Genomic DNA, 15,858 nt, shown 5'->3' with positions numbered 1-15,858 from the left:
ACCAAGCAAGCGCTCGGATAAAAGTTGCCAAAAGACTTTTCAACCAAGCGCTTGCTTGGTAGTGTTCATCCCATCTTTTTCGCTGCCGCGAGAGCTTCGTCATGAGCAAGACCATCCGCATCGGTTGCGCCTCCGCGTTCTGGGGTGACACCTCCACCGCCGCCGCCCAGCTGGTACGCGGCACCGAACTGGATTACCTGGTATTCGACTACCTGGCCGAGATCACCATGTCGATCATGGCCGGCGCGCGCATGAAGAAGCCGGACGAAGGCTACGCCACCGACTTCGTCGAAGTGCTCGCCCCGCTGCTGGGCGAGATCGCGCAGAAGAAGATTCGCGTGGTGAGCAACGCTGGCGGGGTCAACCCGGCCGCCTGCGCCGCGGCCCTGGCCGCCGCCTGCGACAAGGCCGGCGTGCAGCTGAAGATCGCCGTGCTGCATGGCGACAACCTGCAGCCCAAGCTCGGCGAACTGGCCAAGGCCGGCACCGTGGAGATGTTCAGCGGCGCCCCGCTGCCGCCCATGTGCGTATCGGTCAACGCCTATCTCGGCGCACCGGGCATAGTCGCCGCGCTGCAAGCCGGCGCCGATATCGTCATCACCGGCCGCGTGGTCGACAGCGCCGTGGTCAGCGCCGCCCTGGTGCATGAGTTCGGCTGGGCCTGGAACGACTACGACAAGCTGGCCCAGGCCGCCCTGGCCGGCCACATCATCGAATGCGGCGCCCAGTGCACCGGCGGAAACTTCACCGACTGGCGCGACGTGCCGGACTACGAGCACATCGGCTTCCCGGTCATCGAGGTCCGCGACGATGCCAGCTTCGTGGTGACCAAGCCCGAAGGCAGCGGTGGCCTGGTCAGCGTGCTGTCGGTGGGCGAACAGATGCTCTACGAGATCGGCGATCCGCGCGCCTACCTGCTGCCGGACGTGATCTGCGATTTCACCGAGGTCGAACTCAAGCAGGTCGGCGCCAACCGCGTCGAACTGCGAGGTGCCCGCGGCCTGGCACCCACCGATCAGTACAAGGTCAGCGCCACCCACCCGGACGGCTTCCGTTGCACCGCCAGCTGCCTGATCGCCGGCATCGACGCCGTGGCCAAGGCCGAGCGCGTGAGCCAGGCAATCATCCGCAAGACCGAGGAAATCTTCGCCGAGCGCGGCTGGGGTCCCTACCGCGAAGTGAATATCGAGCTGCTCGGTGCCGAGGCCACTTACGGACCTCGTGGGCAAAGGCAGGACACCCGCGAGGTGGTGATCAAGCTCGGCGTGCGTCATGCCAAGAAGGAGGCGCTGATCCTATTCTCCCGCGAGATCGCCCAGGCCGCCACCGGCATGGCGCCGGGCCTGACCGGCATCGTCGGCGGCCGCCCCACCGTGTACCCGGTGATCCGCCTGTTCAGCTTCCTGGTCGACAAGGCCGCCTGCGAGCTGGCCGTCGAGATCAACGGCGAGCGCAGCGCGGTCGCCCTGCCCCAGCTTGACACCTTCGACCCGGCCAACATTGCCGTCGAAGCTGATACGCCCTCGCCCAGCGGTGAGGCCGACGCCAGCGTGCCGCTGATCAAGCTGGCCGTGGCCCGCTCCGGCGACAAGGGCAATCACAGCAATATCGGCGTGATGGCGCGCAAGCCCGAGTACCTGCCCTGGATCGCCGAGGCGCTGGGCAAGGAAGCGGTGGTGGACTGGATGAGCCATGTGCTCGACCCGCAGATCGGCCGCGTCGAGCGCTGGTACCTGCCCGGCAGCCACAGCCTCAACTTCCTGCTGGAGAACGCCTTGGGCGGCGGCGGCGTGGCCAGCCTGCGCATCGACCCGCAGGGGAAGGCTTTCGCTCAGCAGTTGCTGGAGTTTCCGGTGCCGGTGCCACGTGCACTGGCAGAAACTTTGTAGGGTGGATCGGGGCGCGTAGCTGACGCTTCACCCATCCACCAGCTCTCGGTGGACAACTCTTCGCGGTTGTCCACCCTACGACGAGGACGATAACAACAATGGCATACGACTCAGTCTTCAAACCCGGCCTGTTCGCCGGCCAGACCATCCTGGTCACCGGCGGTGGCAGCGGCATCGGCCGCTGCGTGGCCCACGAGCTGGCCGCCCTTGGCGCCCATGTGGTGCTGGTCGGGCGCAAGCCGGAGAAACTGGAAGCCACCCGCGGGGAGATCGCCGAGGACGGCGGCAGCGCCAGCTTCGCGGTCTGCGATATCCGCGAGGAAGAAGCGGTCAAGGCCATGGTCAAAGCGGTGATCGCCGAGCGCGGGCCGATCCACCACCTGGTCAACAACGCCGGCGGCCAGTTCCCCGCCCCGCTGATCGGCATCAACCAGAAAGGCTTCGAGACAGTGGTGCGCACCAACCTGGTGGGCGGTTTCCTGGTGGCCAAGGAAGTCTTCACCCAGAGCATGTGCAAGCACGGCGGCAGCATCGTCAACATGCTCGCCGACATGTGGGGCGGCATGCCCGGCATGGGCCACTCCGGCGCCGCCCGCGCCGGCATGGAGAACTTCACCAAGACCGCCGCCTTCGAGTGGGGCCACTGCAACGTGCGGGTCAACGCCGTGGCGCCGGGCTGGATCGCCTCCAGCGGCATGGACACCTACCCCGAGTCGATGAAGAACCTGATCCGCTCGCTCAAGGACCACGTGCCGCTGCAGCGCATCGGCACCGAGTCGGAAGTGGCCGCGGCCATCGTCTTCCTGCTCTCCCCGGGCGCCAACTTCATCAGCGGCAACACCATTCGCATCGACGGCGCCGCGAGCCAGGGCACCCGCGCCTGGAGTCTGGCCAAGGCGAAGCACAGCGAGTCCTACAATGGCTTCCACCGGGCCTATATGCCCGATGTACTGAAGGATCAGGAGTAACCCATGCCCGTCATTCAGTCCGAACTCGACGTCCACGGCGACAGCTTCGCGCAGAACCGCGAGGCCATGCTGGCCGCTATCGCCAGCTTCCGCGAGGTGGAACAGAAGGTCCTCGACAAGGCAGCCGAAGCCAAGGCCAAGTTCGAGAAGCGCGGCCAGCTGCTGCCGCGCGAGCGCCTCAACCTGTTGCTCGACCCCGGCAGCCCGTTCCTCGAACTCTGCTCCCTGGCCGGCTACAAGCTGCACGACGACAAGGACGGCACCCAGGCCGGCGGCGGCATCATCGCCGGCATCGGCTATGTGGCTGGCGTGCGCTGCCTGGTGATCGCCAACAACAGCGCGATCAAGGGCGGCACCATCTCCCCCACCGGCCTGCGCAAGTCCCTGCGCCTGCAGCAGGTGGCCAGCGAGAACAAGCTGCCCATCGTCACCCTGGCCGAGAGCGGCGGCGCCAACCTGACCTACGCCGCCGACATCTTCGTCGAGGGCGCACGCGCCTTCGCCAACCAGGCACGCATGTCCGCTGCCGGCATTCCCCAGATCACCGTGGTGCACGGCTCCAGCACCGCCGGCGGCGCCTACCAGCCGGGTCTGTCCGACTATGTGGTGGTGGTGCGCGGCAAGGCCAAGATGTTCCTCGCCGGCCCGCCCCTGCTCAAGGCCGCCACCGGCGAGATCGCCACCGATGAGGAACTGGGCGGCGCCGAGATGCACGCCCAGGTCGCCGGCACCGCCGAGTACCTGGCCGAGAACGACGCCGACGGCGTGCGCCTGGCCCGTGAGATCGTCGGCATGCTGCCGTGGAACGCGCAGCTACCGGTGCGCCCGCAGCGCGCTTACAAGGAGCCGCTGTACCCGGCACACGAACTGCTCGGCGTGGTCCCGGCGGATGCCAAGAAGCCCTACGACGTGCGCGAGATCATCGCGCGCATCGCCGACGGTTCGGAATTCCTCGACTTCAAGAACGAGTTCGACAGCCAGACCGTCTGCGGCCATCTGCAGATCGAAGGCCAGCCCTGCGGTCTGATCGGCAACAACGGCCCGATCACCCCGCGCGGAGCAGCGAAAGCCGCCCAGTTCATCCAGCTGTGCGAGCAGAGCAACACACCGATCCTGTTCTTCCACAACACCACCGGCTTCATGGTCGGCACGGAGTCCGAGCAGCTCGGCGTGATCAAGCACGGCTCGAAGATGATCCAGGCCGTGGCCAACGCCACCGTGCCGAAGCTGACCATCGTCGTCGGCGGCTCCTACGGCGCCGGCAACTACGCCATGTGCGGCCGCGGCCTCGATCCGCGCTTTATCTTCGCCTGGCCCAACAGCAAGACCGCCGTGATGGGCGGTGCCCAGGCCGGCAAGGTGCTGCGCATCGTCACCGAGGACAAGCACCGCAAGGAAGGCAAGGAGGCCGACCCGAAGATGCTCGACATGCTGGAAATGGCCACCGCACAGAAGCTCGACAGCCAGTCCACCGCGCTCTACGGCACCGCCAGCCTGTGGGACGACGGCCTGATCGACCCACGTGACACCCGCGCCCTGCTCGGCCTGCTTCTCGACATCTGCGCGGAGGCCAGCCTCCGTCCGCTCAAGACCAACACTTTCGGCGTCGCCCGCCTGTAACTCTAGGGAGATAACAACAATGATCTTTACCCAGGAACACGAAGAACTCCGCCGTACCGTGCGCAACTTCGTCGAGCACGAGATCAACCCGCACGTGGACGAGTGGGAAAAGGCCGGCAAGTTCCCCATGCACGAGATCTTCAAGAAGGCCGGCGACCTAGGTCTGCTGGGCATCTCCAAGCCGGAGAAATTCGGCGGCATGGGCCTCGACTACAGCTACTCGGTGGTCGCCGCCGAAGAGTTCGGCACCATCCACTGTGGCGGCATCCCCATGGCCATCGGCGTGCAGACCGACATGTGCACCCCGGCCCTGGCGCGCTTCGGTTCCGATGAGCTGCGCGAGGAATTCCTGCGCCCCGCCATCGCCGGCGACATGGTCGGCTGCATCGGCGTGTCCGAAGTCGGCGCCGGTTCCGACGTGGCCGGGCTGAAGACCAGCGCGCGCAAGGACGGCGACGACTACGTGATCAACGGCAGCAAGATGTGGATTACGAACTCTCCGAGTGCCGACTTTATCTGCCTGCTGGCCAACACCAGCGACGACAAGCCCCATGTCAACAAGTCGCTGATCGTGGTGCCGATGAACACCCCGGGCATCACCCTCAGCCCGCACCTGGACAAGCTCGGCATGCGCAGCTCGGAGACCGCCCAGGTGTTCTTCGACAACGTGCGTGTGCCGCAGCGCAACCGCATCGGCGCCGAGGGCGCCGGCTTCATGATGCAGATGCTGCAGTTCCAGGAAGAGCGCATGTTCGGCGCGGCCAACATGATCAAGGGCCTGGAGTACTGCGTGGACAGCACCATCGAGTACTGCAAGCAGCGCCACACCTTCGGCCAGCCGCTGATCGACAACCAGATCATCCACTTCCGCATGGCCGAGCTGCAGAGCGAGATCGAAGCACTGCGCGCCCTCGTCTACCACGCCACCGAGCTGTATGTGAAAGGCCGCGACGTGACCAAGCTGGCCTCCATGGCCAAGCTCAAGGCCGGGCGCCTGGGCCGCGAAGTCACCGACAGCTGCCTGCAGTACTGGGGCGGCATGGGCTTCATGTGGGACAACCCGGTATCGCGCGCCTACCGCGATGTGCGCCTGGTGAGCATCGGCGGCGGCGCCGACGAAATCATGCTCGGCATCATCTGCAAGCTGATGGGCATTCTGCCCGGCAAAAAGAAAGGCTGAGGGCGCGACCATGGCCGAACTGCCGAACTGCCAAACCTTGCTGCTGGAACAGGTCGAGGGCGTGCTCTACGTCACCCTCAACCGCCCGGACAGCCGCAACGCCATGAGCCTGGCGATGGTCGAGGAACTGCGCGCCGTGCTGCGCGCGGTGCGTGGCGACCAGGCCGTGCGCGCCCTGGTGCTGCGCGGCGCCGACGGCCACTTCTGCGCCGGCGGCGATATCAAGGACATGGCCGGTGCGCGGGCCAAGGGGGGCGATGCCTACCGCGAGCTGAACCGCGCCTTCGGCAGCCTGCTGGAAGAGGCCCAGGCCGCGCCGCAGGTACTGGTCGCCGTACTGGAAGGCGCGGTGCTCGGCGGCGGCTTCGGCCTGGCCTGTGTGTCCGATATCGCCATCGCCCACCAGGGCGCCAAGTTCGGCCTGCCGGAAACCAGCCTGGGGATTCTCCCTGCGCAGATCGCGCCGTTCGTGGTCAAGCGCATCGGCCTGACCCAGGCCCGCCGCCTGGCCCTCACCGCCGCCCGTTTCGACGGTGCCGAGGCCCTGCGCCTGGGCCTGGTGCACTTCAGCGAAGCCGACGACCAGGCCGTGGTCGACCGCCTCGCCGAATGCCTGCAGCAGATCCGCCAGTGCGCCCCCGGCGCCAACGCGGCGACCAAGGCATTGCTGCTGGCCACCGAGACGGAACACCTCGGCAACCTGCTCGACCACGCCGCCGGCCAGTTCGCCGAGGCGGTAGTAAGCGGAGAAGGCGTGGAAGGCACCATGGCCTTCGTGCAGAAGCGCAAGCCCTCTTGGGCTCAATAACAACAGCTCGTAGGGTGGATGTCGCTTTCTACACCCACCAAGAACACCGCCCGGTGGCTCGATAAAGCGCGATCCACGGGGTGGCCATCCACCCTACACAGACCGAAGCGGTTTGCACGGCAGGAGTAGAAAAACAACATGGCTGCATTCAACAAGATTCTGATCGCCAACCGCGGCGAGATCGCCTGCCGGGTGATGCGCACCGCCCAGGACCTCGGCTACCGCACCGTAGCGGTGTACTCCGAGGCCGATGCAGGCGCGCGCCATGTGCAATTGGCCGACGAGGCCGTGTGCATCGGCCCGGCCCAGGTCAACCAGTCGTACCTGGTGATCGACAACATCATCGCCGCGGCGCGCAAGACCGGTGCCGACGCGATCCACCCCGGCTACGGCTTCCTTTCCGAGAACGCCGACTTCGCCCGCGCCTGCGAGGCGGCCGGCATCGTCTTCATCGGTCCGACCGTGGAAGCCATCCACCTGATGGGCAGCAAGCGCCTGTCGAAGATCGCCATGCTCGAAGCCGGCGTGCCGTGCATTCCCGGCTACGAAGGCGCCGCCCAGGACGACGAAACCCTGGCCCGCGAGGCCGAGCGCATCGGCTACCCGCTGATGATCAAGGCCAGCGCCGGCGGCGGTGGCCGCGGTATGCGCCTGGTACATGAATCGTCCGAGCTGGCGGCACAGATCCGTACCGCCCGTTCGGAGGCGCAGAACGCCTTCGGCTCCGGCGAGCTGATTCTCGAGCGCGCGGTGATCCAGCCGCGCCACGTGGAAATCCAGGTATTCGGCGACCAGCACGGCAATATCGTCTACCTCGGCGAGCGCGACTGCTCGGTGCAGCGTCGCCACCAGAAAGTGGTCGAGGAAGCGCCCTGCCCGGTGATGACGCCCGAGCTGCGCCAGGCCATGGGCGAGGCGGCGGTGAAGGCTGCTGCGTCGGTGAATTACGTCGGCGCCGGTACCGTGGAATTCCTGCTGGATAGCAGCGGCGCCTTCTACTTCCTGGAAATGAATACCCGCCTGCAGGTCGAGCACCCGGTCACCGAACTGATCACAGGGCAAGACCTGGTCGCCTGGCAGATTCGCGCGGCCGAAGGCCAACCACTGCCGCTCAAGCAGGATGAAATCCGCCTCAGCGGCCACGCCATGGAAGTGCGCCTGTACGCCGAGGATGCAACGCACAACTTCCTGCCGCAGACCGGCCAGGTACTGCGCTGGGAACCGGCGCTGCGCGATGGCGTGCGCATCGACCACGGTCTGGTCGAAGGCCAGGCCGTGACCCCGTTCTACGACCCGATGCTGGCCAAGGTCATCGCCTACGGCGCCACCCGCGACGAGGCCCGGCGCAAGCTGGTACGCGCCGTGGAGGACTGCGTGCTGCTCGGCGTCAACGGCAACCAGCGCTTCCTCGCCAACCTGCTGGCACACCCCGAGTTCGCCGCTGGCAACGCCACCACCGCCTTTATCGGCGAGCACTTCGCCAGTGACCCGAGCCTGGCGCCACAAGCGCCGGCTGCCAGCGAGCTGGCCTCTGTCGCCGCCCTGCTCTACCAGGCGTCAGCGAGCGCCCGCGCGCACCAGCCGGGCCTCTCCGGTTGGCGCAACAGCGGCGGCGCGCCCTGGCGCTTCGTTCTCAAGCAGGGTGAACAGAAACATGTGGTGGAGCTGCAGGTGCTGCAGACCGGCGAGCAGCCGCAGTTGCGCGCGCAGGTCGGCGAACAGACCGTCGAGCTGCGCCTGCTGGCCAGCGACGGCCGCTGGGCCACCCTTGAGCTGGACGGCGTACGCCGCCGCCTGGCCTATCACCAGGATGGCGAGCACGTCTGGCTGTACGGCAACGGCGGCAACCTGGAGCTCATCGACGTCACCCACGAGCCGGCCAGCGGCGCCGAAGGCGCGGCCTCCGGCACGGTGAAGGCGCCGATGGACGGCGCCATCGTCGACGTGCTGGTCAGCGAGGGGCAGCAGGTGAGCAAGGGCCAACTGCTGCTGGTACTGGAGGCGATGAAAATGGAGCACCCGCTCAAGGCCGGCATGGATGGCGTGATCCGTCGCGTGCAGGTCAGCCAGGGCGACCAGGTGAAAAGCCGCCAGCTGCTGGTGGAAGTCGCCGCCGAAGAAGCCTGAGTCACCAGCCGAACGAACAAGAAACGGGAGCAACACCCATGTCACTGCAAGGAAAGACCCTGTTCATCACCGGTGCCAGCCGTGGCATCGGCCGCGAGATCGCCCTCAAGGCAGCCGCCCAAGGCGCCAATATCGTCATCGCCGCCAAGAGCGCCGAAGCCCACGCCAAGCTGCCGGGCACCATCCATTCAGTGGCCGCCGAAGTCGAGGCCGCCGGCGGCAAGGCCCTGGCCCTGCAACTGGACGTACGTGACGAAGAAGCCGTGAAAGCCGCCATGGCTCAGGCCGCCGCACACTTCGGCGGCATCGATGCGCTGATCAACAACGCGGGCGCCATCCGCCTCAAGGGGGTCGAACACCTGGAACCCAAGCGCTTCGACCTGATGTACCAGATCAACAGCCGCGCGGTGATGGTCTGCAGCCAGGCCGCGCTGCCTTACCTGAAACAGAGCAAGGGCCACATCCTCAGCCTGTCGCCACCGCTCAACCTCAACCCCAAGTGGTTCGCCAGCTACGGCCCCTACACCACCACCAAGTACGGCATGAGCATGCTGACCTTAGGGATGCACGAGGAATTCAGGAAGTACGGCATCAGCGTCAACTCGCTGTGGCCGAAAACGGTGATCGCCACCGCCGCCATCGAATTCGAGGCCGGCGGCCCGGCAGTGATGAAGGCCGCGCGTCTGCCAGCGATCATGGCCGACGCCGCCTGCGCCATCCTCGCCAGCAGCGAGCGCACGATCAGCGGTCGCCTGCTGATCGATGAGGAGATCCTGCGTGAACAAGGCCAGAGCGACTTCGAGCAGTACCGCTACGACCCAGCTGGCAAGCTGATGACCGATCTGTTCGTCGACTGACGAAGTCCCCACGCCGCCCGATCTGGCGGCGCTTTGGGCTATCTGCGGAATTCGATCTGCAGTTCCGCGCCCTCTACCGAGTCCAGGTAGTCGTGTTCGCGGTCGTTGGTAATCAGCCGGCCATTGATCTGATAGGGCCCCGGCTCATTCTGTTTCTCGACAAACAGCGGCGGCAACAAGCCCTGCTCCGGCTGTTGCCCTTGGGGGGCGGGCTCCAGGGTCTCGACCAATTCTTTTGGCAGGCGCAGATCGAGCTTTTCCGGCAGTGGCTCCGGCTTCGGCGACTTGGCAGCGGTCTTTTCGGCGGCCTTGGGGATGACCCGGGCAACAGCTGGGGCCTTATCCGGTGGAGCCGCCCGCACCTCCGCCTCGGCAGATTCCGACTGCGGCTGGGGTGCGACTACGGAAAGTTTCTCGGGCACCAGCTTGTTGCTGACCACAGGCGCAGGATCGGCGGGCTCCGCGGGCTGTGCCTTGGCAGTAGCCGATTCGGTCTTGTGCGGCTCCGGCACCGGGCTCGGTGGCTTGGGCGCTTCGTCGCAGGCAGCCAGCAGGCCCAAAACCAGCGGCAGCGCCATCACTCGAATGAATTTCATGGCAGGCAGGTTTCGCAAACTGATGCCTCAATGCTCGCCCCTGACTTCGAATATGGCAAGCCAAAGGATTTACCCGATGTTGCGCCAGGCCTGCAGCGCAGCGGCATCCAGCCCCTGCCACTGGCCGGCGCGAACCAGCTCCTCGGGCGGCAGCCAGAGCGCACCGCGCGCCTGCAGGTGCGTCCCACACAGCGGCAACAGCTCGCTCAGCTGCAGACTGCGCAACTGCCATTCGGCGGCCGAATCCTCGTGCTCCCAGTCGCTCGGCAGCACCCGCCATTCGATCACCCCGTTCGTGAAATGCAGGAACTGCGGCATGCAGCCGATATGGCTGCCGGTGCTGCGCAGGTTGCGCTCCTGGATATCGAGCAACAACAGCTGCCATTGGTCGGTGTCGACCCGCTCCGCCAGCTGCATGCGCGGGATATGCCGGGTCAGCGCCAGGTAACGGCCATCATCGGACCAGATCAGCGACGGCCCCAGATCGGCCACCGCCAACCCCGAAGCGGTGAGCAGACAACCGCCACCGCGCGGATGGCGCTCGCGCAGGTAATGGTCGCGATACTCGCTCTGGGCACCGAACAGCCAGGCCGCATCACCGCCTCCCGGCGCCGGCAGCACGAAATCGCCGTCGGCATTGGCCACCTGCGGGCGCTCGACCACACGCCAGCTCGGCAGGGCCGCCAGCGCCTCCTGGCCAACACGCAGCTCCAGGCGCTGGTAGTAGAGGCGCGAGTCCTCCTCCCGCTCGACAAAGCGCGCCGCTCGCAGCGCCGCTGGCGCGGCTCGGTCGAAGCGGCGCAGCGGTGTGTCGTCCTCGTCGCGAGCGAGGCGGCCGCGCACCTGGGCCAAGCTGAGGACGCCAGCGCGAAAATCCAGCAGGCGCGCCACCAGCGGTCGCCCGGCGAATTCCAGCAGGCGACGCCGCTGCACATCCACCACACAGACGCGGTGTGGCACGGCAGGCGCCTCGGCGAAAGCCACCAGGGCCAGGTAGCGACCACAGTCGGAGACTCGGTGATCGAGCAGCCACTGGCCTTCCAGCACCCAGTCACCGATACGACAGGCGTATGTCCCCACACGTCCGTCGGAGCTGTCGCGCAGCCATTCGAAACGTGGGGGTTCGCCACCGAGCAAGGGCTCGCCCAGTATGGCGCCTTCGCCACGCCGCCCCTCGCCCATCAGAGGCAACATGCGGGCCAAACCAGCACCGCACTGCTCGCCCGCCAGGATGCGGCCCTCGGCATCGTGGCCGATGCAGGTTTCCACATCGCTGTAGTAGTCATGTAGTGCATAGCCGAAGCGCAGATGGTCGAGCTGTGGCGTGTTCATTCGCCCGGACAGCGTCAGCGTCCGTTCGTCCAACTCACGCGGCCCTTCCCAGGACAGGCCGGGCTCGTCGTCCGCGGCGACCCAGGGTTCGGGCAGCTGCCGCCAGCCCTCTCCGGCCTGCCACAGCCAGAGCGGTCGCGGCCAATGCGGCGTCGACTGCAGCGCGGCGGCATGGCACACCAGCGCCTGGCCATCGGCACGCCACACCGGCGCCGCCTCGGCGGCGATCAGCAGGTCGCTGGGCTGGCCATCGATCTCCAGACGCAGGCTCGGGTAGCGCAGCGGGTCCAGCGGATCGTCCAGCTCGCGCAAGCGCTCCGGTAGATGGGCGATGCCGCGCAGGCGATGATCCCCGGCAGGTGCGGGAAAATCCTTGTCGGCCTGCGGCAACGACCAGCCCGGCTCCAGCCACAGATCGGCCACCGCGACCAGGTCGACGGCCTCGCTCTGGCGCAGCAGGTCGACCAGCGCCATGCAATAGCTCTGGTTGCCCACCAGCGGGCTGTGTCGACCACTGATGGCCTCGTCGCTGAACTCGTCGAGCTCCCAGAATTCGCCAACTTCGGCGCTGCGGTACACCCGTCGCTCCTGGCGGTCGAGTATCAGCAAGCCCCAGGTGTCACGGCTGGGCAGCGGCGCGGCGAAATAGCGACCGCTGCTGGAAAAGCGCGTCGAGGCGCCGATGCCTTCCAGCAGCACGCCATCGGGGAACAGGTAGTTGCCGTAGGTCGGCCCGCCCATGGCGATCTCGCCCCAGGCGAAGGTGCGGACCACTTCGCCCTCCGGGGTCAGCAGGTCGTCACCGCCCCAGGCGCTGATTCCACTCTCCGCCGCTGCCTCGGTTGGCTGCGGCTTGACCCTGGCCAGGCCCAGGCGCCTCTCCAGCGCCGCCGCCAGGCCCAGGCCGGTAAATAGAAGGAGGATGCCCGCAGGGATGCCCCACCAGGTCGGCGCCCAGTGGATGATGGAGAAACCGAAGCCAATGGCGCCGGCGGTCACCAGCCCGTTGCACAGGCGCGCCAGACTCAGCCAGGCGAGACGCACCGCACCCCAGGCGAGCAGCGCGGCCAGCAGCACCAGCCCCAGAGCCAGCAAGGGGTGAAGCAAGGTCAGCACCACGATGGGCGCGACCAGCTTGAACAGCTCCCAGACCAGCTTGAGCAGCAGGCGGGAAAGCGGCTCTTCCGGGTTCGGATCGGCGGAATGCACGGCGCGGCTCCTTGCGCATGAAGGGAGCCGCAGTGTAGCCGGACGCGTTCGCCGCTAGCGCGAACTGTCCGGCTTTTCCAGCTCGGCCTGCAGGCGCTTCAGCTCGGCGTCCAGGTCCCGCTGCGGATGCTGCTGCTTGAGCATGGCCAGCAGCCGATCGGCGTCGGCGTGCTGCCCGGCCTGACGCATGCGCAGCACATTGTGCAGTTGCAGCTCCAGGGGCGGGGCCTCGGGCACATCGGAATGACCCAGGGTCTCGGCCAGTTGATCCTCGCTTAGCTCCTCATGCAACGCATTGCCTGCCTGTATCTCCGAACGTTGCTTAGCTGCTTGCGCCGCTGCCTTAGCCTTCGCCTGAGCGGCTGCCTGAGAGCGGGCCTCCTCACGCGCCGCATCCGCTTCGGCTGGGGCGGCGGCAGAGTCGGCCATGGCTTCGACCGGCGGCGCTGCCAATGGTTTGGCGGGGACCATCGGCCGCGGCGCGGCGGCGGCCGGTGGCGAGACCGAGAAGGAAGCGCCCGAATCCAGCGCGCCGGCCACGGACTGTTCTGGTTGTTCGGCCTTCTTGTACTCGCGCTCGGCGCTCTGCTTGCGCGCCTCCGCTATCGGTGCCGGCGCCATTTCCTGCAACGCCGGTGCCGAGGCTGGGGCCGGGGCGTCGTAGGTCTGTGGCAGCTGATCGCGGGTATGCAGCGCCAGGTTGAGGCCGATGCCGAACACCGCCAGGCCGGCCACGGCCATGGACCAACGGGTACGGCTGCCGGCGCCGAACAGCCAGGTATGCAGGCGCTGCGACCAGTTGAGGCGTGGCTGGGCGTCAACCAGCGCGTTGTGGGCGGCGGCGAGGATCAGGGCGTCCACGGCCGCGGAGGGCTCGCCCCGGCTGTGCGCGCGAAAGTGCTCCAGCAGTTGCTGTTCCTGCTGCAGATCTTGATCGTGTTGGCTCATGCGGATACCTCCTCGGCCGAAGCCGGATCGGCCAGCAGCCGACGTAACTTGTTCAGCGCATAACGCAGGCGGCTCTTCACGGTTTCCGCCGGAGTACGGGTGAGTTCGGCGATCTGGTGAAGTTCAAGGTCGCCGTGGGCGCGCAGCAGGAAAACCTCGCGCTGCTCCTCGGGCAGGTCGGCCAACGCCGCCTGCAGGCGCTCCTGGTCACGGCTCAGCAGCAGCTGCTGCTCGGGGCCGGGCCTGGGGTCGGCGCTGGCGTGCTGCGCCTCGTCGTACTCATCGAGCTTTCCCTGATGGCGCCCGCTCTTGCGCCAGTGGTCGATCAGGCGATTACGCGCGATCTGGTACAGCCAGGTCTTGAACAGCACCGCCTCGCGTTGTTCGCTGGCGCTGCGGATCAGACTCATCCAGGTGTCCTGAAACACCTCTTCGGCCAATGCGTGATCGCCACAAAGACCGAGGAGGAAGCGGAACAGGCCGAGTCGGTGGCGCTCATAGAGTTGCGTGAACGCCGCCGCCTCGCCATTGCGATAACGCCGTAACAGCGCGGCGTCATCGTCCATCAGTGGTTGGTTCAATTAGTCGGCCCTGACTTGAACGTTTTGCGGAGTTTGCAGGCTCTGCGCCAATTCGACCAGCTGCACGAACTCGCCACGCAGGCCGAACGGATCCTCGCCCTTGGCCCCACGCGCCAGCTTGGCGCTGTCGGCCAGGCCGAAGCTGCCGGTGTACTTGGCATCCTTGAGCTGCTGGGCGAAGGCGGCTACCGCGGCTGCGAAGCGCAGGTCCTCGCTGGCGCTGGCGATCGGCGTCGCCTCGCCCTTGCCGATCGGGCGCTCGACCAGCTTGCTGGCACCGCCCTCCGGCGCCTTGTAGCGCAGACGCAACCAGGCGATTTCGCTGGCCTTGCCCTGCTCTTTGGCCTGGGCATAGCGCAGCGGCTCCAGCCAACCCTTGGCGCCCACCGGCACCACTTCGTAAAGGGCGGTAACGGTATGACCGGCGCCGATCTCGCCGGCATCGACCTTGTCGTTGCTGAAGTCTTCGCGCTTCAGGGCGCGATTCTCGTAGCCCAGCAGGCGGTATTCGCTGACTTCGGCCGGGTTGAACTCGACCTGGATCTTCACGTCCTTGGCCACCACCGCCAGGGTCGAGCTGAGCTGGTCGACCAGCACCTTGCGCGCCTCACGCAGGTTGTCGATGTAGGCGTAGTTGCCGTCGCCGGCGTCGGCCAGCTGCTCCATCAGCTGCTCGTTGTAGTTGTCGGTGCCGAAGCCGAGGGTGGTCAGCGACACGCCAGTCTTGCGCTTGTCGGCGGCCAGTTGCTTGAGGGTCTCGAAGTCGCTGATGCCGACGTTGAAGTCGCCATCGGTGGCCAGCAGGATGCGGTTGATGCCGTCCTTGAGCATGTCCTTCTGCGCTTCCTGATAGGCCAGCTGGATACCCGACTCGCCGGCGGTAGAACCGCCGGCGGTGAGCTGGTCGATGGCCGTGCGAATCTTGGCCTTCTCGCTGCCGGCGGTGGATTCCAGCACCACTTGCGAGCTGCCGGCGTAGGTGACCAGGGCCACGCGGTCCTGCGGGCGCAGCTGGTCGACCAGCAGCTTGAGCGTGCTCTGCACCATCGGCAGGCCCTCGCGGCGGTCCATGGAGCCGGACACGTCGACCAGGAACACCAGGTTGGCCGGTGGCAGCTCGGCGGCGCTCAGGTCGGCGGCCTTGATCGCCACGCGCAGCAGGCGGGTTTCGGGGTTCCACGGCGTGGTCGCCAGCTCGGTGGCGACGCTGAACGGTACGTCGCCCTCGGGCTTGGGATAGGCGTAGGGGAAGTAGTTGACCAGCTCCTCCAGGCGCACCGCATCCTTGGGCGGCAGGCTGCCGTCGTTGAGGAAACGGCGCACGTTGGCGTAGGCGCCGGTGTCCACGTCGATGCTGAAGGTCGACACCGGCTGCTGGGCCACGGCCTGCACCGGGCTGCTCTCGATCTTCTGGTACTGCTCGCGGTAGACATCCTGGTAGCCGAAGGCGGCGCTATCGGCCATCGGCGCCGGGGCGATCATCGGCATGCTCTGCGGCATGGCCTTGCGCGCTTCCATGGCGCCGGCCACGACCGACGGCTGGGGGGCGTAGGAGGCATTGGCATCCACCTCTTCGTGCAGCACCTCCTGCTTGGCACGGGACTCGGCCGCCTTGGGCGGCACCACGACGCTGGCGACGGGCTCATCCTTGGAAGCGCTGCAGGCGGCCAGACCCAGCAGCAGAGTGGCGCCGAAGCCGGCGAGCAGGGGTTGGCGGATCAAAACGGTGATGCTGGACATGGC

At 66.9% G+C, this 15,858-nt stretch carries 12 protein-coding genes; 7 read left to right on the top strand and 5 right to left on the bottom strand.

Going from position 1 to position 15,858, the window contains the following annotated elements; genetic code table 11:
* Nucleotides 1–101 precede the first annotated feature (101 nt).
* The 7 genes from IB232_RS03695 to IB232_RS03665 all read left to right on the top strand — a co-directional run bounded on the left by IB232_RS03695 (nucleotide 102) and on the right by IB232_RS03665 (nucleotide 9,449).
* Nucleotides 102–1,889, top strand: a complete 1,788-nt coding sequence (locus IB232_RS03695; protein ID WP_192397194.1) for an acyclic terpene utilization AtuA family protein — start codon at nucleotides 102–104, stop codon at nucleotides 1,887–1,889.
* A gap of 98 nt (nucleotides 1,890–1,987) precedes the next feature.
* Nucleotides 1,988–2,857: an SDR family oxidoreductase gene (locus IB232_RS03690; RefSeq protein WP_192397193.1), complete on the top strand. Its 870-nt coding sequence runs from the start codon at nucleotides 1,988–1,990 to the stop codon at nucleotides 2,855–2,857.
* A gap of 3 nt (nucleotides 2,858–2,860) precedes the next feature.
* Nucleotides 2,861–4,477 carry a geranyl-CoA carboxylase subunit beta gene (gene atuC / locus IB232_RS03685; protein WP_192397192.1) on the top strand — a complete coding sequence of 539 codons (1,617 nt, stop codon included), beginning with the start codon at nucleotides 2,861–2,863 and terminating at the stop codon, nucleotides 4,475–4,477.
* Between the two features lie 19 nt (nucleotides 4,478–4,496).
* Nucleotides 4,497–5,657, top strand: a complete 1,161-nt coding sequence (gene atuD / locus IB232_RS03680; protein ID WP_192397191.1) for a citronellyl-CoA dehydrogenase — start codon at nucleotides 4,497–4,499, stop codon at nucleotides 5,655–5,657.
* Nucleotides 5,658–5,667: 10 nt separating this feature from the next.
* A complete protein-coding gene (gene atuE / locus IB232_RS03675) occupies nucleotides 5,668–6,465 on the top strand; it encodes an isohexenylglutaconyl-CoA hydratase (RefSeq protein WP_192397190.1) in 798 nt (265 codons plus the stop codon).
* Nucleotides 6,466–6,603: 138 nt separating this feature from the next.
* Nucleotides 6,604–8,592 carry a geranyl-CoA carboxylase subunit apha gene (atuF, locus tag IB232_RS03670; protein ID WP_192397189.1) on the top strand — a complete coding sequence of 663 codons (1,989 nt, stop codon included), beginning with the start codon at nucleotides 6,604–6,606 and terminating at the stop codon, nucleotides 8,590–8,592.
* Between the two features lie 38 nt (nucleotides 8,593–8,630).
* Nucleotides 8,631–9,449 carry an SDR family oxidoreductase gene (locus tag IB232_RS03665; protein ID WP_192397188.1) on the top strand — a complete coding sequence of 273 codons (819 nt, stop codon included), beginning with the start codon at nucleotides 8,631–8,633 and terminating at the stop codon, nucleotides 9,447–9,449.
* Between the two features lie 38 nt (nucleotides 9,450–9,487).
* Here the strand turns inward: IB232_RS03665 and IB232_RS03660 are convergent, their stop codons facing one another.
* The 5 genes from IB232_RS03660 to IB232_RS03640 form a co-directional block, all read right to left on the bottom strand.
* Nucleotides 9,488–10,027, bottom strand: a complete 540-nt coding sequence (locus tag IB232_RS03660; RefSeq protein WP_225592085.1) for a hypothetical protein — start codon at nucleotides 10,025–10,027, stop codon at nucleotides 9,488–9,490.
* Nucleotides 10,028–10,114: 87 nt separating this feature from the next.
* The gene (locus IB232_RS03655; RefSeq protein ID WP_192397187.1) at nucleotides 10,115–12,586 is read right to left on the bottom strand and encodes a hypothetical protein; all 2,472 of its coding nucleotides are present in this window, start codon (nucleotides 12,584–12,586) and stop codon (nucleotides 10,115–10,117) included.
* 54 nt (nucleotides 12,587–12,640) lie between these two features.
* Nucleotides 12,641–13,534: a hypothetical protein gene (locus tag IB232_RS03650; protein ID WP_192397186.1), complete on the bottom strand. Its 894-nt coding sequence runs from the start codon at nucleotides 13,532–13,534 to the stop codon at nucleotides 12,641–12,643.
* Nucleotides 13,531–14,115, bottom strand: coding sequence for an RNA polymerase sigma factor (locus tag IB232_RS03645; protein ID WP_318652227.1), 585 nt, complete (start codon nucleotides 14,113–14,115; stop codon nucleotides 13,531–13,533). The genes IB232_RS03650 and IB232_RS03645 overlap by 4 nt, the downstream gene beginning before the upstream one ends.
* Entirely contained in the window at nucleotides 14,116–15,855 is a 1,740-nt protein-coding gene (locus IB232_RS03640; protein WP_192397185.1) for a vWA domain-containing protein, read from the bottom strand. It abuts the gene before it with no gap.
* Nucleotides 15,856–15,858: the final 3 nt, after the last annotated feature.

Source organism: Pseudomonas sp. PDM15, assembly GCF_014851565.1.
Taxonomy (GTDB): domain Bacteria; phylum Pseudomonadota; class Gammaproteobacteria; order Pseudomonadales; family Pseudomonadaceae; genus Aquipseudomonas.
This window is presented reverse-complemented; position numbering and strand designations above follow the sequence as displayed.